The organism is Pseudoalteromonas sp. S1650 (assembly GCF_005887195.1).
Classification (GTDB): domain Bacteria; phylum Pseudomonadota; class Gammaproteobacteria; order Enterobacterales; family Alteromonadaceae; genus Pseudoalteromonas; species Pseudoalteromonas simplex.
Map to the genome: position 1 here is coordinate 20,153 of NZ_PNDF01000040.1, position 19,218 is coordinate 39,370.

General features: G+C 40.4%; 20 protein-coding genes. 17 read left to right on the forward strand and 3 right to left on the reverse strand.

Translation table 11 applies throughout. The annotated features are described in order from the left end of the window. Window positions 1-84 precede the first annotated feature (84 nt). The 12 genes from CWB80_RS13015 (at window position 85) to CWB80_RS13070 (ending at window position 11,591) form a co-directional block, all read left to right on the forward strand. Complete coding sequence (locus tag CWB80_RS13015) at window positions 85-405, forward strand: Mpo1-like protein (protein WP_054553946.1); 321 nt, start codon at window positions 85-87, stop codon at window positions 403-405. Window positions 406-414: 9 nt separating this feature from the next. Continuing rightward, window positions 415-1,164 carry a class II aldolase/adducin family protein gene (locus CWB80_RS13020; protein WP_212751202.1) on the forward strand — a complete coding sequence of 250 codons (750 nt, stop codon included), beginning with the start codon at window positions 415-417 and terminating at the stop codon, window positions 1,162-1,164. Window positions 1,165-1,173: 9 nt separating this feature from the next. Continuing rightward, window positions 1,174-2,061 (forward strand): bile acid:sodium symporter family protein, encoded by an 888-nt coding sequence (locus CWB80_RS13025; RefSeq protein ID WP_138599412.1) that lies wholly within the window; start codon window positions 1,174-1,176, stop codon window positions 2,059-2,061. A gap of 222 nt (window positions 2,062-2,283) precedes the next feature. Further along, a complete protein-coding gene (locus CWB80_RS13030; RefSeq protein WP_138599411.1) occupies window positions 2,284-3,201 on the forward strand; it encodes a sensor domain-containing protein in 918 nt (305 codons plus the stop codon). 19 nt (window positions 3,202-3,220) lie between these two features. Further along, window positions 3,221-3,640 (forward strand): DUF1801 domain-containing protein, encoded by a 420-nt coding sequence (locus CWB80_RS13035; RefSeq protein ID WP_138599410.1) that lies wholly within the window; start codon window positions 3,221-3,223, stop codon window positions 3,638-3,640. A 171-nt stretch (window positions 3,641-3,811) separates the two neighbouring features. Then, on the forward strand, window positions 3,812-4,765 hold the full coding sequence (locus CWB80_RS13040) for an SPFH domain-containing protein (RefSeq protein ID WP_130052753.1): 954 nt from the start codon (window positions 3,812-3,814) through the stop codon (window positions 4,763-4,765). Window positions 4,766-4,773: 8 nt separating this feature from the next. Further along, on the forward strand, window positions 4,774-5,226 hold the full coding sequence (locus CWB80_RS13045) for an NfeD family protein (protein ID WP_138599409.1): 453 nt from the start codon (window positions 4,774-4,776) through the stop codon (window positions 5,224-5,226). Window positions 5,227-5,329: 103 nt separating this feature from the next. Next, window positions 5,330-6,166: a patatin-like phospholipase family protein gene (locus CWB80_RS13050; RefSeq protein WP_138599408.1), complete on the forward strand. Its 837-nt coding sequence runs from the start codon at window positions 5,330-5,332 to the stop codon at window positions 6,164-6,166. 88 nt (window positions 6,167-6,254) lie between these two features. Further along, the gene (locus CWB80_RS13055; RefSeq protein ID WP_138599407.1) at window positions 6,255-8,453 is read left to right on the forward strand and encodes a DUF3300 domain-containing protein; all 2,199 of its coding nucleotides are present in this window, start codon (window positions 6,255-6,257) and stop codon (window positions 8,451-8,453) included. Window positions 8,454-8,647: 194 nt separating this feature from the next. Further along, the gene (locus CWB80_RS13060) at window positions 8,648-10,273 is read left to right on the forward strand and encodes a methyl-accepting chemotaxis protein (RefSeq protein ID WP_054553954.1); all 1,626 of its coding nucleotides are present in this window, start codon (window positions 8,648-8,650) and stop codon (window positions 10,271-10,273) included. Window positions 10,274-10,311: 38 nt separating this feature from the next. After that, window positions 10,312-11,118: a substrate-binding periplasmic protein gene (locus CWB80_RS13065; protein WP_054553955.1), complete on the forward strand. Its 807-nt coding sequence runs from the start codon at window positions 10,312-10,314 to the stop codon at window positions 11,116-11,118. A gap of 2 nt (window positions 11,119-11,120) precedes the next feature. After that, window positions 11,121-11,591, forward strand: coding sequence for a DM13 domain-containing protein (locus CWB80_RS13070; RefSeq protein WP_138599406.1), 471 nt, complete (start codon window positions 11,121-11,123; stop codon window positions 11,589-11,591). An 87-nt stretch (window positions 11,592-11,678) separates the two neighbouring features. On the opposite strand, the gene ahpF is transcribed toward CWB80_RS13070, so the two are convergent. From ahpF to CWB80_RS13085, 3 genes are all read right to left on the reverse strand, one after another. Next, window positions 11,679-13,259, reverse strand: coding sequence for an alkyl hydroperoxide reductase subunit F (ahpF, locus tag CWB80_RS13075; RefSeq protein ID WP_138599405.1), 1,581 nt, complete (start codon window positions 13,257-13,259; stop codon window positions 11,679-11,681). Between the two features lie 155 nt (window positions 13,260-13,414). Continuing rightward, the gene (gene ahpC, locus CWB80_RS13080) at window positions 13,415-13,984 is read right to left on the reverse strand and encodes an alkyl hydroperoxide reductase subunit C (RefSeq protein WP_054553958.1); all 570 of its coding nucleotides are present in this window, start codon (window positions 13,982-13,984) and stop codon (window positions 13,415-13,417) included. 207 nt (window positions 13,985-14,191) lie between these two features. Next, a complete protein-coding gene (locus CWB80_RS13085; RefSeq protein ID WP_054553959.1) occupies window positions 14,192-14,695 on the reverse strand; it encodes a 2,4'-dihydroxyacetophenone dioxygenase family protein in 504 nt (167 codons plus the stop codon). Between the two features lie 141 nt (window positions 14,696-14,836). Between CWB80_RS13085 and CWB80_RS13090 the strand changes: the two genes are divergently transcribed. The 5 genes from CWB80_RS13090 (at window position 14,837) to CWB80_RS13110 (ending at window position 19,216) form a co-directional block, all read left to right on the forward strand. After that, entirely contained in the window at window positions 14,837-15,856 is a 1,020-nt protein-coding gene (locus CWB80_RS13090) for an AraC family transcriptional regulator (protein ID WP_171041529.1), read from the forward strand. A 92-nt stretch (window positions 15,857-15,948) separates the two neighbouring features. Next, on the forward strand, window positions 15,949-17,487 hold the full coding sequence (locus CWB80_RS13095) for a long-chain-fatty-acid--CoA ligase (protein WP_138599403.1): 1,539 nt from the start codon (window positions 15,949-15,951) through the stop codon (window positions 17,485-17,487). Window positions 17,488-17,565: 78 nt separating this feature from the next. Continuing rightward, entirely contained in the window at window positions 17,566-17,985 is a 420-nt protein-coding gene (locus CWB80_RS13100) for a DUF3429 domain-containing protein (protein WP_054553962.1), read from the forward strand. 54 nt (window positions 17,986-18,039) lie between these two features. Then, complete coding sequence (locus CWB80_RS13105) at window positions 18,040-18,411, forward strand: hypothetical protein (protein WP_054553963.1); 372 nt, start codon at window positions 18,040-18,042, stop codon at window positions 18,409-18,411. A 4-nt stretch (window positions 18,412-18,415) separates the two neighbouring features. Continuing rightward, window positions 18,416-19,216 (forward strand): class I SAM-dependent methyltransferase, encoded by an 801-nt coding sequence (locus CWB80_RS13110; protein ID WP_054553964.1) that lies wholly within the window; start codon window positions 18,416-18,418, stop codon window positions 19,214-19,216. Window positions 19,217-19,218 lie beyond the last annotated feature (2 nt).

Sequence of the window (19,218 nt, forward strand, 5' to 3'; positions counted from 1 at the left end):
AAACAATTTAATGACCTATACTATCAAGTAAATAAAAGAATAAAAGCCTATTGTTAACCTGTAATTAACAACGGAGACAACAATATGGGCACTGTAGCAAGTAAACGCGAGTTCGCGAGCTTTAAAGAGTTTTACCCTTACTACTTACAAGAACATAAAAATAAAGTCTGTCGACGCTTACACTTCTTTGGCAGTTGGGTTGTTTTGGCTATTTTGTTTACCGCTATTTATCAGCAGCAATATAGCTGGTTAATTTTATGCCCTGTTGTGGGCTATGGCTTTGCTTGGGTTGGTCATTTCTTTTTTGAGAAAAATCGCCCCGCTACTTTTACACACCCTTTTTATAGCTTTATTGGTGATTGGGTGATGTTTAAAGACATTATTATTCGCAAAGTACCATTTTAGGAAAACACCATGACCATGAAACACACAGTATCAGAACAAGAATGGCAAGCCCGTGTTGAGCTCGCTGCCGCGTATCGCCTAGTGGCTTTATATGGCTGGGATGATTTAATTTTTACCCATATTTCAATGCGCGTTCCCGGCACAGACAACGAGTTTTTGATAAACCCGTATGGCATGATGTTTCACGAAATTACCGCATCAAGTCTTATCAAAGTAGATCAACAATGTAATAAGCTGCATGACAGCGAATACCCAGTTAACCCTGCGGGGTTTAATATTCATAGCTGTATTCATATGGCGCGTGATGATGCCCATTGCATTATTCACACCCACTCACTCAATGGCACGGCAGTGTCTGCCAACAAAGACGGCTTATTGCCTATCTCTCAGCAAGCTGTTGTTGTGCACTCAGGTCTGGGTTATCACGACTACGAAGGTATTGCTCTTAATCCTGCAGAACAAGACCGTTTAGTGAATGACCTAGGTTCTAATAACTTTTTAATGCTACGTAATCATGGCCTATTAACTGTGGGTAAAACGGTCGCTGATGCATTTTTGTTTATGTATGTTTTTGAAGCGGCATGCGCTGTACAAACTCGTACGTCACAAAATACCGAACAACTCGTACAAGTACCTAGCGCGATTATTGATGGTATCAAAGGGCAAACTGAGGTTGCTACAAAGGGATTGGGTGGCGCAATTGCTTGGCCTGCCCTGCTGCGCTTACTCGACAATAAAAGCCCGGGTTACGATCAATAAGGATACACCATGCAAATTGATATCATGACTAAAATAGTGCTGCCTTTAGCACTATTTATCATCATGTTTGGCATGGGGTTAGGGCTAAAAAAGCAAGACTTCGGGGCATTATTTATTAGCCCCAAAGCACTTTCAATAGGCTTAAGCTGCCAACTACTGTTATTGCCAAGCGTTGCGTTTTTAATAGCAATGAGTTTTACCCTAACCCCTGAGCTCGCTATAGGCCTGATCTTAGTGGCTTGCTGCCCGGGTGGTGTGACTTCAAATCTCTATACCTATTTATTCAAAGGGGATGTTGCGCTATCAATAAGTCTAACAACGTTAGCAACATTTATCTCACCGTTTACCTTGCCACTAATTATGCATTTTGCCATGCAAACATTGAGTGTGCCGGGTCACGAATTCGCTTTGCCAGTGATTAAAACCATAGTGCAAATGCTAATGATAACGGTACTTCCTGTTTGCTTAGGAATGGTATTTAATCACTTTAAACCCCATTTGAGCTTGAAAATAGAACCCTTTATTCGTCGTTTTTCGAGTGTATTCTTAATTGTGATAGTGCTCAGCATTATTCATAAAAATGCTGACCAAATGCTGAGCTTTTTTGCGACTAGTGGCATTGCAACGCTGACATTAAACCTCAGCACGCTGTTACTAGGGCTGTTTTTTGCAAAAATATCGGGCTTAGATCACAAGCAACAAATGAGCATTGCGGTTGAAGTTGGGCTACAAAATGGCACCCTTGCCATTTTAATTGCAAGTACCTTAATCAATAATGCCGCGATGGCAATACCTGGTGCAACATATAGCTTATCAATGTTTGTAACGGGTTATATTTTTTGTCGCTTATTTAGCGCGCATCATACAAAGCAGCTTGCCATTCTCAACAAAGCTTAAAAGCCAAAAGTGATGACTAAAAACAAGGATGTTTTTAGCATGAAGAGCACATCACCCAAAAGTAATAACAAAGTTCATCAACCATCTTAACTAATAATTTTCTATTTATTTTTCAAAACTATACCTAAATTATTAGTTGTGAGATTAACACTGTGGTCAGTCTTGTTTAATAGCATTTTTTCATTCACTATCAATTTATGGCTTGTCATATAAGGACATATTGTGGCCGAACTTACTAACACTAAACTGCCTGTCCATATTGCTGAATTAAAGTTTGCACTTGATAACGTACCTGCATACGTTTATATAAAAAACGAACTATCCCATTATGTATATGCTAATAAACTTACACTCAGTCTACTGGCGTGCACAGAGCAGGAACTTCAATTCAAAAGCGATAAAGATTTCTTTGCGCTTAATGATGTTAAGAAACTAGCTAAAATCGATTCGCGTGTGATCAAAGGAGAGCGCACCCGAGAAGAAGTGGAGTTAAATTTCCCTGATGGAAACAAATATATTTTTTGGGAAGTAAAAACTCCAATTTTTTGTGACACAGAGCCAAATAAGGTTATTGGGATTTTAGGTATTTCGACAGATATTACTGAACGAAAACAACTTGAAAAACAGCTCCTCTATGATGCATCTACAGATCCTTTAACAAAACTCTTAAACCGCCGATATTTTTATTCTCGCCTATCACTTGCGTTACAAGTTAGTAAACAAGACCTAAACTATGGTGCTGTCATCTTTATCGATCTTAACAAGTTTAAAGAGTTAAACGACCAATATGGTCATCTCATTGGAGATGCATACCTTATAGAAGTTGCTAACAGGATGAAAGCGGTCGTTCGCGACAAAGACTGTTTAGCGCGCATCGGCGGGGATGAATTCGTAATCATGCTTGAAAGGCTTGGCCGTGATGAACAAGCCGCCAAAAAAAACGCTCATCGTGTTGCCGATAAACTACAATCAGCAATTGAAACCCAATTTATATACCAAAATGTCAATTACTTCGGCTCTGCGAGTGTTGGGGTTACTATGTTTTTTGGAACTCAAAAATCGGCCAATGAAATTGTCGCACAAGCTGACCAAAAAATGTACCTTATAAAACGAACTTTGCCTCACCATGCTAATTGTTAGTTTTTAGGACAAAAATTTAATGAGCGAATTAAAAACACAACCCAATGATGCCAATGTAGATACATTTATTAGCCGTATTGAACATCCAACCAGAAAGGCAGATGCAAACGTATTACTCGAACTATTTAGTAAAGTAACCAAACAAACTCCCGTCATGTGGGGCGACTCAATCATCGGTTTTGGTAACTACAGTTATCGCAACTCAAAAGGTGAATACAACTGGTTGATGACTGGCTTTTCGCCGCGAAAAAGTAATTTAACCCTATATGTAATGCAAGGGTTTAGCACTTTCAGTGATGAACTTTTAACGCTAGGCAAAATAAAGCACGCTAAATCTTGCCTTTACATTAATAAACTCAGCGATATAGATCTAAATGCGCTTGAACAATTTCTAATTAAAGTTGTGGCAGATATGCGAGCAAAGTACCAATGTAGTTAATGGCTATAAACTGCTTAAAATCTATCTATCTGATGTCTAGTTTTCTGAATGTAGTGACATATGCTGTTACTATTACTCGCTAATTTAGCCTTATAAATCATTGGCGCAGGTTGCTTTGTGGTGGTAATCTGAGCTGTGAAAAATAATTTTAATTGTATCTAAGGAAAGTACATGGATCCCATTTCTAGCATTTTAGACCTGTTGTTAAATGTAGAAGTCTTTCTTCTAATTTTTGTTTTAGTGCTACTAAAAAGCAGCGTTAAATTTGTGCCACAAAACCGTGCTTGGTTAATCGAACGCTTTGGTAAATACCATTCAACCAAAGAAGCGGGCTTAAACTTTATTGTGCCATTTATTGACCGTATAGCCGCTGATCGCAGTTTAAAAGAACAAGCGCAAGATGTACCTTCGCAGTCTGCGATCACGAAAGATAATATCTCGCTCATCGTCGATGGTGTGCTGTATTTCCGTGTGCTTGACCCTTATAAAGCCACGTATGGTGTTGATGACTATGTGTTTGCGGTTACTCAACTATCACAAACAACAATGCGCTCTGAGCTTGGCAAAATGGAGCTAGATAAAACCTTTGAAGAGCGTGACATGTTAAACACCAACATAGTTACCGCGATTAACCAAGCTTCTGAGCCTTGGGGTATTCAGGTTTTACGTTACGAGATTAAAGATATTGTGCCACCTAACTCTGTCATGGAAGCGATGGAAGCACAAATGAAAGCAGAACGTGTAAAACGTGCACAAATTTTAGAATCAGAAGGTGATCGTCAGTCTGCTATCAATGTGGCAGAAGGTAAAAAGCAAGCCCAAGTCCTTGCAGCAGAAGCTGAAAAAGCCGAGCAAATTTTACGCGCTGAAGGTGAAGCAAAAGCGATTATCGCCGTTGCTGAAGCACAAGCAGATGCACTACGTAAAGTAGGTGAAGCCGCCGATACAGAGCAAGGCCAAAAAGCAATTCAACTTGACCTTGCTACTAAAGCCATTGCCGCTAAAGAAGCCATTGCTCGTGAGTCATCTGTGGTATTACTGCCAGAGAGTGGCACAGATGCAAGCTCGCTTGTAGCTCAAGGCATGTCTATTATTAACTCTTTGAATAAAAAGCAACAAAGTTAGGTGAGCTAATGGCATTTTTAGATACCCATTTAGCCGAAGCACTGATGATTATTGGTGTTATCGCGCTCATTGTTGAAGTTGCTGTACTAGGTATGAGTACTTATGTATTACTGTTTTTAGGCTTATCTTTATTTGCCAGTGGCTTACTAATGAATATAGGCCTACTTGATACAAGTTACACCACCGCGCTTTGGAGCAATATTGTATTTACTCTTGGTTTTGCACTCGTGCTTTGGAAACCACTCAAACGCATGCAAGATAAAACCGATACAAAACCAATACATAGCGATTTTGCTGAACTTACCTTTGTCGTTAACGCTGATGTTGATGATAAAGGTTTAACCACGCATCAGTATTCGGGGATTACATGGCAATTAAAAAGTCACTTTCCCATTGCGGCGGGTAGCACAGTAAAAGTCACCGATAAACAAGTCGGTGTACTTTGGGTAGAGGCGATATAACTCAGCTAGCGTCAAACTTCATTTAGAGTCAAAACTCTATTTCGTTTTGTAACCGTGTTTGCTATGGTTAGAAGCATTCACGGTTACAAGCAAGGTTGCGATAATGAACAATAACAGGGCTCTCGTTGTAGAAGGTGGCGCAATGCGTGGTATTTTTGCCACTGGCGTACTGGATTCTTTTATTCAAGCTAATTACCAACCTTTTACTCAATGCTATGGTGTTTCTGCCGGAGCCACTAACATTGCCGCTTATTTGTGTGCGCAATACAAACGTAACCATGCGGTGATCACCGATTACTCTTGCAGACCTGAGTTCATCGACTTTGTTCGATTTATTAGAGGTGGCCACCTATTTGATTTAGACTGGCTGTGGCAAGAAACCATGCGTGATATTCGCCTTGATCTCGACACTTTCGAAAAACAAGCCAGTGAGTTTTATATTGTCACAACCAATATAAAAACTGGTCAGGCTGAGTATTTAAAAGCAAGTACAACACTTCTTGAAGAGCAATTAAAAGCCTCATGCGCACTACCCATTGCTTATCGAGAATTTCCCGTTATCGATAATTTACAACTCACTGATGGCGGCGTGGCAGATTCGATTCCAATTCGTAAAGCATACGAAATGGGCAATAAAGAAATCACCGTGATTTTATCTCAGCCTCTTGGCTATAAGAAAAAGCCTTCAAAAGCGCCGTGGTTTGTTAAACGTCTTTATAAGAACACCCCGGCATTAGCAGAAGCCACCTTAAGACGTGCAGAAAATTACAATCAAAGTATTGATTTTATTGCCAACCCACCAAGCGATTGTAAAATTAATATTATTGCACCACCACCCGACTTTGCTGTTGGTCGAACAACGAAATCATTTGAAAAACTCAGTGCAGGCTATGAAATGGGCTTAAATGCGGGCTCGCAATTTTTAACTCAAGTCGCCTAAGCTAACGCTTTAAAAATAGGCGCTGTTTTCAAGCGTTTTCGATGCCATTGGCTATAATTTAAAGAGTTACGTTAGCCAAGGATTGACCATGAAACTCTTCCTACCTTTTATCACTGCCTTGAGGGTATTAATACTCTCTTCTTTATGTTTATGTTCATTTTTTAGCAAAGCTATTGAGTGGCCTCAACAAGTAAAAACAAACCAAGGCACACTCATTGTTTACCAGCCACAACCCGAGAAACTAAACGGTAATACCTTAACAGCCCGTGCAGCAATGTCTTTTTCGCTTTCAGGCAATGATGCTGTTTTCGGCGTGTTTTGGTTTAGAGCTAAATTAGATACTGACCGCGAAAACGATACCGTCACCGTTCGCAATATGACAGTTACCGATGTACGCTGGCCTGAGTCAAAAGATGCTGGAGAACAAAAATTTACTGCTGTCGTTAATGAAGCAATAAAAGCCAGCCAATTCGAAACCTCGCTTTCGCAACTCACCGCCAGCCTTGAAAGTGCAGAAGCAGCAGAGCAGAGTTTAACGCAATTAAAAACCGATCCTCCAACGATTATATTCAAAGAGCAACTGTCGGTACTGCTGAGTTTTGATGGTGAACCTAAGTTTAGTAAAGTTGAAAACAGCCAATATGAGCGTGCTTTAAACACCGCCATGGCAGTGATTAAAGATAGCAAAAGTAAACTTTGTTATCTCACCGATGGGCAATTTTGGTATCAGGCAAAACAAGCCAAAGGGCCTTATGAATTCACTCAAACGCCACCGACCGAACTTGTAAAAATGCTCCCTAAAGATACTGAAAGTTCAGGTCTTAGTGCGCCACCAGCCATTGTTGTAGCCACTAAACCCACCGAACTTATTGCAACTGATGGCGCAGCTAAATGGAAAAGCTTAACCGGTGGCGAGCTCATGTATGTGTTTAACACTGAAACCCCGTGGCTACGTGAAATGCAAACGAATAACATGTATGTCTTGTTATCTGGGCGTTGGTATCGCGCAAAACAACAAACAGGCCCATGGACATTTGTTCGTGGCGATGAACTTCCAGAGAGCTTTGCCAATATTCCACCTGAATCAGATTTAGCTGGCCTCAGAGTTTCAGTTGCCGGCACAGAAGAAGCTGAGGAAGCTGTACTAGATGCAAAAGTGCCGCAAACAGCGGCTATCAGCCGTAAAGATACCAGTTTAACTGTGTACTATGATGGCAAACCTAAGTTTGAACGTATCCCGGGCACGCAAGTTTCTTATGCTATTAATACCGATGCACAAGTGCTGCAAATTAAAGGCAAATATTATGCAGTCGATAATGCGGTGTGGTTTAAGGCAGATTCCGCACAAGGGCCTTGGCTTGTTGCTGATAGCATTCCAAAAGACGACATAGCAAAAATTCCTCCAAGCTCCCCCGTTTACAACGTCACTTACGTCGAGGTATACGAGTCAACTCCTGAGGTGGTGTATGTTGGTTATTACCCAGGTTACATGTGGTCATACCCTTATTATGGCGTGCCAGTGTATGGAACGGGTTGGTATTACCCGCCATACTGGGGCGGTGGCTACTACTACCCTCGCCCACCGACTTGGGGTTTTAATATTGGCTATAACAACTGGACGGGGTGGTCGTTTGGCTTGAGCTGGAGCAATGGCTTTTTGAATCTAGGTATGAATTGGCATGTCGGCTGGCCAACAAATTACCGACCTTATCATTGCTGTAATGGCTGGTATGGCGGTGGTTACCGCGGCCCTGTTATTATTAATAATGGCAACATCAATATAGGTAACAAGATTAATGTCGGCCATAAACCAGGTCATCTTAATAAACAACCAAGACATAACATTTATAAACGCGATAAAAGTAAATCTCGTCTTGCCTCAAAGCAGCAAGTGAAACGCGATTTAAAAACCGCCATCAGCCAACGCGATAAGGCAAACAACGTGTTTGCGGATAAAAATGGAAACGTGCTCAAGCATGATGCCGATAAATGGCAACAACGTGTTGAGGGAAAATGGCAAACATTACCTTCTGATAAACAGCAACAAATCAAAGATCGGGCGCAAAACATTGACCGCCAGCAAGTGCAAAATAAATTGCAAAGCATAGATAAAAGTAAAGCGAAACAAGCATTACAGCAGCGTCAGCATATGCAAAACAGGCAGCAAAATCGTATGCAGCAATTAAATCGCGCGAACAGAGCACGTCAGCAAGGTATGCAGCGTCAACAAATGCGCCGCAATACACAAAGACAGATACCAAGGCAAATGCCTAATCGCGGCCATTAATGTAAAAATAGGAACAAAACAAAGCCAACGTGAAAATTGGCTTTGTTGCCTACAATATAAAGGCTGCATATGGTGACTTTACTAACTAAATGAGGTCTATCAAAAGAAAAACCCATCAAACAATTGCAAAAACTTGCTTAAAACCATTTCTCTATTAGTTTTAATAATAAGTCCCTACAAAAGTTTGCTCGCTCATGTTAAATAACTACACTGTTCGTACGAGATTAGCTGTCTTAGCTTTGTTACCAGTTGCTGTTTTTGTGATCACATCTATTTTCACGATGTCGATGATGTCTAATATGGTCAAAGGAATTGATAGTTTGTATAGAGACAGAGTACTTCCGTTAGAGCAAATAAAAACAGTATCGGACAATTACGCTGTTAACATTGTTGATTTATTTCATAAATACCGCGCTGATCAAATCTCCAAAGCTGACTTTCTAGCCGCAGTTGAAAACGCAAAGAATGTTGCTGACAATAAATGGAAAAGCTATTTAGCAACAAAACTCACTTCCGAAGAACAACGCTTAGTTAATATTGTTGAAAAGAATCTCTCTGTAGTCGAAAGTGAACTTAGCAGGTTTTTAAACCAAGTTAACAGTAACCAGCTAAAAGCGATCCCTAATGAGGTGTTTGTAAAAGAACTTTACGACGTGTTTGACCCTCTCAGTGAAAGTTATCAAGGTCTGATTAATTTACAGATCAATGAAGCCAACAAATTTAAAAATGCGGCAGATAAAGACTTTTCCCAAGTCACTATCGCAATGACAGCTTCGATAACTATTTTAATTATTATCTTGTTGTTTATCGCTTTTGTTATTTATCGTTCTATTCACAACCCTCTGTTATCGCTGAGCGAAACAATAGGATCAATCTCTGAAAACGCTGATTTACGGCTCCGCGCAAAAACCCATGGTAATGATGAAATAGCTCAAGCAGCAAACCACTTTAACGCTATGATGGAGCGCATTCATGCTCTTGTAAATGATGTAACCAGCGCAACACTTACTCTCTCATCTGCCGCTGAGCAAATGAACTCAATTAGCGACCAAGTTGCCAGCACTGCCACTGAACAAGAACAACAATCGGCAATGATTGCTACTGCTATTACGCAAATGAGCAGTGCTATTGAACAAGTTGCAGCTAATGCGCTTGCGACTTCAGAAAAAGCCACCCACACAGATAAGACAGCGAAGCTTGGCCAACAGTCTGTACAAGAAAATATCGATGCAATTAACCACTTGTCGCATATAGTTAATACCAATACTCAACTTATCAATGAGTTAAATACACAATCAACAGATATCAACCAAGTGGTAATGATGATTCAAGGGGTTGCTGAACAAACCAATTTACTTGCGTTAAATGCGGCCATTGAAGCAGCACGCGCAGGTGAGTCGGGTCGCGGTTTCGCTGTGGTGGCTGATGAAGTAAGGCAACTTGCGCACAACACGCAAAAAGCCACAGCGAGTATTAACGAAATGATCAGTAAACTACAAGCAATGGCGCAGCAAGCAGTGACCGCCATGGGCAATGCCGACGAAAGTGCTAAACAAAGTGTTGAATACGCAGAACGCTCATCACAATTACTGACTGAAATCACTCAAGAAATGGCACTTATTGCCGATATGAACAACGAAGTTTCTACCGCAACAGATGAGCAAACAATCGTTGCCAACGAACTTAGTTGTAATATCAATGAATTTAGCAGTAGTATTTCACTAGTTAGCGAAAGCTCGCAGCAAAACGCTCAAGCAAGTCAAGAATTAGCTTCATTAGCGTCGCGATTACAGCAACAGGTCCATGTATTCAAAGTATGATGGGCAACTGATTACTTTGCACACAGAGAACCTAATAAATGACTACAATTTGGCGCCTGTTTTTATTATTTTTAGCTTTGCATTGTTCTTACGCAATCGCGCAAAGTCAAATTGTAATCCAACTTGCTAAACCTATTTATACTGATGCAGTCAAACAGCAATACATTCATAAAATACTTACGAAAAGCTTTGCCGCGGTAAATGCTGATATTATCATCCGATATGATTCGCAACCAATGAATGATAAACGAATAGTAGAGCAACTTAGCCACAACAAAGCCATAACTCTCGCCTGGCTATCTTTACCTTCTCAGTTAAGTAATACCTTAGTAAAAACAACTATTCCTATTTATAAGGGCTTACACGGTAAGCGGCTACTAATTATTCATAAAAAAGAGCAACTAAAATTTAAAGCTATCAAAAACTTGGAACAATTAAGGCCGCTACTTGCAGTGCAACAACAAAGCTGGTCAGATTATGATGTGCTAAAAGCAAATGGTTTATCTGTAAATGGAGAGCTTGATTACGCAGGAATGGTCAAAGCACTTGAAAGTGGTCTAGCAGATTACTTTCCTCGTTCTGCATTAGCAATAGGTGTAGAACTTCAGCGACTACAACAAACAAACTTTGTCATTGCGCCAGACATTATGTTGCAATACCCCAATGACTATTACTTTTACTTAAGTAAAGAAAATCAAAATATTAGGGATTTGCTAGAACAAGGCATGCAAAAGATACAGCAATCGGGTGAACTTGAGCAGCTTTATTTACAACACTTTGGTGATGTTGAAAAGCAATTTTCTTTAAGTCAACGCCACATCATAAACTTAAAAAATAGGGAATAATAATGCTAAAAGCACTGTTAATTTTCATCATAGCATTGGCTATTTTTGCTGCGGGCTTTATGGCTGGGATATACAGTTTGCCAATTTTAACTGAGCAACCAGCCCCTGAAATCAAGACTCTTGAACAACATCAAACGAGAGCTCTGTTTAGTGCAGAGTTTAAACCTGATCTTAAAGGCTCAGATCGCCTTCATTATGGTGATGGTATGGTGTATCTAACGAATGATGCTATTTCTATGCAAGGCACGTTATCACCAGGGCCTGACTATCAACTTTATCTATCGCGAAACTTTATTGATAACGAAGCCGATTTTTTAGCACAAAAAGGCACCATGCAGCGTGTTGCAGGGGTGCGTTCGTTCAACGGCTTTAAATTAGTTGTGCCACAAGGTATTGATGTCAGCGATTACAATACTGTGATTATTTGGTGTGAAAGTTTTGAGGAATTTATAACTGCAGCACAGTATCAGTAGCTCGATGAATAAAACAAAGCCGCCTTTGGAGAGGGCGGCTTTAAAGCGGCAGCTATGGGTGTGAGCTGCCTAATCAAGAGTCGCTAATTAAGCTGCATCTTCGGTGTTTTGAATCTCATCGCTGTGGCGAATTAAGTAATCAAATGCACCTAAACTTGCCGTTGCACCACTGCCCATGGCAATAATGATTTGCTTAAACGGCGTTGTTGTTGCATCGCCTGCCGCGTAAACACCCGGTAATGATGTTGCACCTTTGCTGTCTATTTCGATTTCGCCAAAGCGAGTCAGTGCTAGTTCTGAATCTTTTAACCATTCAGTGTTTGGCACCAAGCCGATTTGCACAAAGATACCTGCAAGCTCAAGTGATTTTTCATCGCCAGAGATGCGGTCAATATAGCTTAAGCCTGTTACTCGTTTACCATCACCAACAACTTCTGTTGTTTGCGCGTTTTTGATAATCGTAATGTTGTTTAAGCTATTTGCTTTGCGAATAAGTACTTCGTCAGCACGTAAGGTATCAGCAAATTCGAGCACAGTGACATGCTCAACAATGTTTGCAAGGTCGATTGCCGCTTCAATACCTGAGTTACCACCACCGATAACCGCAACCGCTTTACCTTTAAATAACGGGCCATCGCAGTGAGGGCAGTAAGCAACGCCATGACCGCGATACTCTTTTTCACCGGGTACATTCATTTCACGCCAGCGTGCACCAGTTGCTAATACCACTGACTTAGCATTTAACACCGCGCCATTTTCTAGCGTGATTTGGTAATTACCTTGTTTAGTAAGCGATGCCGCACGTTGGTTTTGCATCACATCTACGTCGTATTCTTTTACGTGTTCTTCAAGTTGAGCAACTAATTTAGGACCTTCGGTCGCTTTTACTGAGATAAAGTTTTCAATTGCTAACGTGTCTGAAACCTGACCACCAAAACGCTCTGCCACAACACCGGTATTTAAGCCTTTACGCGCCGAATAAATTGCCGCAGAAGCCCCTGCCGGACCACCACCAACAACAAGTACATCGAATAACTCTTTATCGTTCAGTGCTTCGGCTTGGCGTGCAGCCGCTTTGGTATCTACTTTATTTAGAATGTCGGTCAGGTTAACAGCGCCTTGGCTGAATAACTCTCCATTTAAGTACACAGCCGGTACTGCTAACACATTACGCTCATTCACTTCGTCTTGGAACAAGGCGCCATCAATCATAGTCGCCGTAATATTTTCATTGTGTGCCGCCATCAAGTTAAGTGCTTGCACTACTTGCGGACATGTTTGACAACTTAATGAAATATATACTTCAAAGTTGAGTGGCCCAGGCAATGATTTAATTTGTTCAATTTCAGTCTCTGATGCCTTGCTTGGATGACCTCCAGTGTGAAGAAGTGCAAGGATCAAGCTTGTGAATTCGTGGCCCATAGGCACACCCGCAAATGTGATTTGCGTATTGTTAATAGGTGAAGATACCACCATAGACGGACGACGTACGTCTTGGTTAGGGTTATCTCGCACCGAGAATTTGTCGCTTAACGATGCTAAATCGTTCGCTAAGTTTTTAAGTTCTGTTGATTTATTGCTGTCATCCAAGGCGATAAGCAGCTCAACAGGGCTGGTAATAGAAGCAAAGTGGCTTGTTAATTGGTTTTTGATATTCGTATCTAACATGGCTTAGCCCTTGAGTTCAGAATCAATAATCTAGAAAAATTTTAGGGATAACTGCCCATCACCCGCTAATGTGCTTAATATGAGTTGTGATGGGCAATTAAGGTTGCATTGAGATAGCAAAGCAAAGCTTTGCTATCGTTTAATGCTGTGACAAATTAGATTTTGCCAACTAGGTCTAGTGAAGGAGCAAGTGTCTCTTCACCTGGCTGCCATGATGCAGGACATACTTCACCGTCGTGGTTAGCAATGTACTGTGCAGCTTGTACTTTACGTACTAACTCTTTCGCGCTACGGCCGATACCTAAGTCGTGAGTTTCGATTACTTTGATTTCGCCTTCAGGGTTCATTACGAATGTACCGCGAAGAGCAAGACCTTCGTCTTCAATCATCACACCGAAGTTACGAGTAATACGACCTGTAGGGTCACCAATCATTGGGAATTTGATTTTACCAATTGTGTCAGACGTATCGTGCCATGCTTTGTGAGTGAAGTGCGTGTCAGTTGATACTGAGTAAACCTCAACACCCATTTCTTGAAGCTGCTCGTAGTAATCAGCAACATCACCAAGCTCTGTAGGACATACGAAAGTAAAGTCAGCTGGGTAGAAGAAGAAGATTGACCACTTACCTAGCACGTCTTTTTCTGTTAGTTCTACAAAGTCACCGTTGTGGTAAGCTGTTGCATTGAATGGTTGTAGTTTTGTGTTAATTAATGAAGTGCTCATAATATTCCTCATTGATGTATTTAAAAAGTTTAATTAACGCAGCCTTGCGTCTGCTTGATTAATACAATAGAGGCCTGAGCGATTAAAATAAAATTGATTGTTTAGATTAAATTGATTTATTTTTTAGATTGAAAGATTGGAAATAGCAAAAACTACAAAGCCCTCAATAACTTACGCAATCAAGGGCCTTCATTTCAGGGAATAAAATTACTTACTAAAACCGTATAAACTCTTTGGTTTTATGTAGTTAGGCTCAATTCCTTGCTCTTTTGCAGCTGCTAACATAACTTGTTCAATCCAACCTGCATCCATAATGTTCATATAGTTGCCATCTGGGTCAAAGTTAATATTGGCTCCCATTACTATCATAAAGGTATCGGTCACTTCAGTGTTGTCTGCTGGGACTTGAAATTGATGAATCGAACCGCCTGGTTCAAATAAATAGCTACCCGCTACTTGTAAATCGTCAGGGTACTCAGTGTAGTGCCAGCTGCCCGCCATGGTATATAAATGCACAACACCAGTGTGAAAGTGCTTTGGCAAAACTGTACCCGGTTCAAATAAAACGCGTAAAACCCATACCCCATTCTCAGAATCCAGCATGAGTGGATAAATGTGCACGCCTGGTAAAGCGTTTTTAATTAGCTTTTCATCATTGGTATGAATAGTGAGTAAAAAATCTTGATGATTAATAATATCTGGTAATGCCATGTGTGTGCCCTCTTTAATGCGTGTTAGTAAATCAGCGTATTGTTGACGTTAATACATTGTTAAACTTTAATGACCTGTATTACTTTACTTTGCACGCAATTTTTTTTACTTTTTACGCCAGAACACAAAAAAGAGCATACTATGCCCCGATTAACACAAGCACCTGATCTAATTAGAGTATCTGCTCTACATGGCTATATTGAGCTGATCGAAAGCAAATTGGTGAACCCTGATATACTTTTATCACACGTTGGTTTAGACAGAAAACAACTACAAGATGCCAATAGCTTTGTGCAGTATCAGCAACTCATTCAACTGTTAGAGACCACGGCGAAAGAACTAAACCTGCCCTATTTTGGGTTAGAATTAGGGCGTTGGCAAAGCTTGAACATTTTGGGCTCTGTTGGTTATTTGGTGGGTAATTGCGACACCCTTGAATTGGCACTTAAAAATTTAACTAAGTATTATCACATTCATCAAAATAGCGCTGATTTACTCCTTGAAGTAGACCAAAACTATGTAAAACTATCATTTTTAGTTCGTAGTAGCTTAAAAGTGAGTGTCTATCATGGCGCTGATCTAGCCCTGAGTGTTGGGGTTAATTTATTAAAGAAACTAACCGATGATCAAATAAAACTGCACCGTTTGGAACTTCCCCATAGTTGTAATGAAAATCCGAGTGTTTATCGCCAAGCATTAGGTCAAGTTCCTGTGTTTAATTGTGCACACACAGCAGTCGTGTTTGAAAAAAAATACCTTAAACTCGCTATTAAGAACTCAGATAAGCAGTTGTTTTCTATACTCAGCCAACAGCTTGGGCTGATTCAAAACACCAAACGTGAAAATATTTCAGATCATGTTGAAGTGATGATCAAGCAGTACTTACTACACGAGGAGTTTGGGGTAAACCTTGTAGCCGAAAAGTTATCGATGAGTACCCGTAGCTTACAGCGCCACTTAACAAAGCATGGCACAACGTTTCGTGAATTAGTCGATGATGTACGCTGTCATTTGGCACATCAATATTTAACAGAGTCTAGCCTCAGTTTATCAAACATATCAGATATCTTGAGCTTTTCTAATTACAGCGAATTTACTCGATCTTTTAAACGTTGGTATGGTATTCCACCTAGAGATTACCGCAAGTTTCATTCCTATTAATGGCGTAAAAAGTCAAAAACAAGTCGTTTAAAGCTAAGTCTCACGTTAACAAATTGTATATATTCATTAGTCAAACAAGCTAAGGAATAACCATGAACACACATGATAACCTCACGCAATTAATTGAGCATAGTTGTAAGACTTATGCTGACTTTCCTGCCTACACAAGTGTGGGAAGAACATTCACTTTTTCTCAAGTAGAACAACAATCTCGCTATTTAGCCCAGTGGTTTCAACAGCAAAGTGGTCTTGTTGCAGGAGACAGAATTGCTATTCAACTACCTAATATTGTTGATTACCCTATCGTAACTTATGCAGCATTTCGTGCAGGATTAATCGTAGTCAATACCAACCCGCTTTATACTGCCCGTGAAATGCTACACCAGTTTAATGATGCAGATGTGAAAACCATTGTTATTCTTGATGCCCTTAGCGAAAAATTAGCAACAATTATTAATGATACATCCATTAAAACCGTTATTGTTGCAGCCGCTTTAGCTGAGCCAGCATTACAAGAGAGTCAATTTTCGTTAAACGAACTCATTCGCCAAGGTGAAAGACTTGCCCCTCTTGACGCTCATCAAGCAAGTCGTGACGATATTGCTGTTTTACAATACACCGGCGGTACCACAGGAGTTGCCAAAGCAGCGATGCTTAGTCATGGCAACATCTTAGCCAATGCCGAGCAAATGAATGAGCGCTTTGACAACATTTTAACGCCTGGTCAAGAAACCGGTATTTGCCCGCTTCCGCTTTATCATATATATGCCTTTACGGTGAACATGGTTAGCTTATTTGCCATGGGGCAATTTAATGTACTTATTCCAAACCCTCTTGATTTAGATGCCTTAGTTAAACAAATCGAACCTTTTGATATTAATTACTTTTCAGGGATTAACACCTTGTTTATTGGTCTGTGTATGCACCCAAGGTTTAAAGCTCTAAATTTTTCAAACCTAAAAATGACCGTGTCAGGAGGCGCAGCTTTAACGCATGCTGCAGCTGATGCGTGGATGAGCACCACAGGTTGTACAATCACAGAAGGCTATGGCTTATCAGAAACCTCGCCTGTTGTGACATTAAACGATTTTCAAAATGAAGAAATAGGCAGCATTGGTCGCCCACTATCAAACACCACCGTGGAAATTTGGGATGAAAACGATGAGCCCGTTGCAGACGGTGAGTCTGGCGAGATAGTTGTTAAAGGCCCGCAAGTAATGATGGGCTACTGGCAACGCCAAGATGAAACCGGTAAATGCATGAAACGTGGTTTTTTCAAAACCGGTGATGTGGGTCTGAAGCTACCAAGTGGTAATTACAAAATTGTAGACCGATTAAAAGACATGATTATTGTCTCTGGTTTTAACGTGTACCCTAACGAAGTTGAAAACATACTTTGTCAGCATCCGGCTATCTGCGAAGCGGCTGTTATTGGTGCAAAAGATGAAAAAACCGGTGAGCGTGTGTGTGCCTACATTACTTTAAAAGAGCAGGTTGATGAACAACAAGTGAGTGACTACTGCCGCGAAAACTTAAGTGCTTATAAGGTGCCTAAATCAATCATTTTTATGGAACAATTGCCTAAATCGACGGTTGGCAAAATTCTACGTCGAGAGTTACGTCAGCAATAAAGCGATCGTTTTAGCCGCCTAACTGGTATAAAATATCTACGAGTTATTTTATACCAGTTAGGTAGTTTAAAGGTCATTATGGAAAAGTTTATTAATCACATTCAACTTGGTTACTTAGGTTTACTGCCTTTTTTAGGCTGTGTAGGCTGGCCGCTTATAGCAGGTAGTAATGCCGTTAACTTAGACTTTTTCACTTTTTATAGCATCGCCATTTTAGCCTTTATGGCTGGTAATTTATGGCATGCAGGCCAGCAAACGCATGCTGATGCCATTAAAGCAATTATTCCTATCTTACCGATTGGCTTTTTAAGCTTTTTACCGTCAAGCTGGATACTGGCTTGGCTTGCTGCGAGCTTTTGGTTAGTGCTGTTGTTTGAGAAAAGCACACCGCAGTGGCAAACCTATCACGTTGATTATCAAAAAATGCGATTCGTTTTAACCTCGGTTGTGTTTGTATGCCACATATTTGTAATTGGCATGAATATCTATCCTGAGTAGCCCTTTTCTTGCGTTTGCGGTAACATCCGCGGCTCAGTTTTTTAAGGACTTGCTATGATAGATCAACTGCGCGCTAAACTAGATCACTTAGGTGAAAATTACGTAGAAAAAAACGCTCACTTTAAAATAAAAGTGATCCCATTTTTTTGTGCAATTCACATCAAAAAAGATCATAAAAACCAAGGCAACTTAAAGCTATATTCAAATCAGCTGATTGAAATATTTTTAGCTACCATGTTCTTGTTATTCGGCTTAATGCTTTTTGATACAGAAGCAGGTTTTACCCATGGCCCTATTCATATCGTTATTGCTGTTTTAATTAGTTTCAATCTAATTTTTAAGCAAATAGCCATAGAAGGCCTTAAAACTCGCTTAGCCCTTTGCCCTAAAATTTCAGTTGAAATAGCGCCAGAACAAGGCAAATAACCCCATGTATTTAGACCCTAGTTGGCGCATATTAACGGTAGGCGATGGTGATTTATCATTTTCACACTCTGTTGCTCGTTATATAAAACCAGCCAAGCTTGTTGCTTCAACTTATGATGATGCAAACACCATAGAACAAAAATATGCCGACAATGCACTTAGCGCCTTGCAACAACTTAATATTGAAACACTCACTGAGTTTGATGTAACAAGGCCAGACTCATGGCAGCGCTTAGATGGCGCTTGTTTCGATGTGGTTATTTTTCAATTTCCACTGATACCTGCATTTAAAGGTGAAGCCGCATTTAAAGCACACACCCAACAAGGGGGTATGAATGTATTAAACCGTGCTTTGTTGCATCGCTACCTAGACTACGCTAGCCAGTTTGCATTAGATAAAAACGGCCCGATGTTATGTTACATCACCTCTAAAGATGTAAAACCTTACCGCGAATGGAATATTGAGGGCAGCTTAAATCAAGGGCTTAATTGCCAATATCTTGGCCAAATGCCATTCGATATTAGCGTGTTTCCGGGCTATAAAATTCGCAATGTTGATCGCGATAAACACGTTAAAGATACTAGCGGCATTACCTATGTATTTAGCGAAAAAACTAACAATGAAATTACCCCTAAGCTTAGTTTTCCTGCTTATTTAGGTGAAAAATACTGTGCATTATGCCGCGTTGGCCCTTATATGGCCCAAGAAGATGAAGACAAACATTTGTTAAGCAAAAAACATAAACAAATGGAAAAATTTGAACAGAATTGGCAAGCATGGCTTGTACAAAACAGCGAGGAGTAACC

Bases quoted from the DNA above. Each gene is read 5' to 3' on its own strand.
- CWB80_RS13015 (WP_054553946.1), top strand. From the start codon at position 85: ATGGGCACTGTAGCAAGTAAACGCGAGTTCGCGAGCTTTAAAGAGTTT.
- CWB80_RS13020 (WP_212751202.1), top strand. From the start codon at position 415: ATGACCATGAAACACACAGTATCAGAACAAGAATGGCAAGCCCGTGTT.
- CWB80_RS13025 (WP_138599412.1), top strand. From the start codon at position 1,174: ATGCAAATTGATATCATGACTAAAATAGTGCTGCCTTTAGCACTATTT.
- CWB80_RS13035 (WP_138599410.1), top strand. From the start codon at position 3,221: ATGAGCGAATTAAAAACACAACCCAATGATGCCAATGTAGATACATTT.
- CWB80_RS13040 (WP_130052753.1), top strand. From the start codon at position 3,812: ATGGATCCCATTTCTAGCATTTTAGACCTGTTGTTAAATGTAGAAGTC.
- CWB80_RS13045 (WP_138599409.1), top strand. From the start codon at position 4,774: ATGGCATTTTTAGATACCCATTTAGCCGAAGCACTGATGATTATTGGT.
- CWB80_RS13050 (WP_138599408.1), top strand. From the start codon at position 5,330: ATGAACAATAACAGGGCTCTCGTTGTAGAAGGTGGCGCAATGCGTGGT.
- CWB80_RS13055 (WP_138599407.1), top strand. From the start codon at position 6,255: ATGAAACTCTTCCTACCTTTTATCACTGCCTTGAGGGTATTAATACTC.
- CWB80_RS13060 (WP_054553954.1), top strand. From the start codon at position 8,648: ATGTTAAATAACTACACTGTTCGTACGAGATTAGCTGTCTTAGCTTTG.
- CWB80_RS13065 (WP_054553955.1), top strand. From the start codon at position 10,312: ATGACTACAATTTGGCGCCTGTTTTTATTATTTTTAGCTTTGCATTGT.
- CWB80_RS13070 (WP_138599406.1), top strand. From the start codon at position 11,121: ATGCTAAAAGCACTGTTAATTTTCATCATAGCATTGGCTATTTTTGCT.
- ahpF (WP_138599405.1), bottom strand. From the start codon at position 13,259: ATGTTAGATACGAATATCAAAAACCAATTAACAAGCCACTTTGCTTCT.
- ahpC (WP_054553958.1), bottom strand. From the start codon at position 13,984: ATGAGCACTTCATTAATTAACACAAAACTACAACCATTCAATGCAACA.
- CWB80_RS13085 (WP_054553959.1), bottom strand. From the start codon at position 14,695: ATGGCATTACCAGATATTATTAATCATCAAGATTTTTTACTCACTATT.
- CWB80_RS13090 (WP_171041529.1), top strand. From the start codon at position 14,837: ATGCCCCGATTAACACAAGCACCTGATCTAATTAGAGTATCTGCTCTA.
- CWB80_RS13095 (WP_138599403.1), top strand. From the start codon at position 15,949: ATGAACACACATGATAACCTCACGCAATTAATTGAGCATAGTTGTAAG.
- CWB80_RS13100 (WP_054553962.1), top strand. From the start codon at position 17,566: ATGGAAAAGTTTATTAATCACATTCAACTTGGTTACTTAGGTTTACTG.
- CWB80_RS13105 (WP_054553963.1), top strand. From the start codon at position 18,040: ATGATAGATCAACTGCGCGCTAAACTAGATCACTTAGGTGAAAATTAC.
- CWB80_RS13110 (WP_054553964.1), top strand. From the start codon at position 18,416: ATGTATTTAGACCCTAGTTGGCGCATATTAACGGTAGGCGATGGTGAT.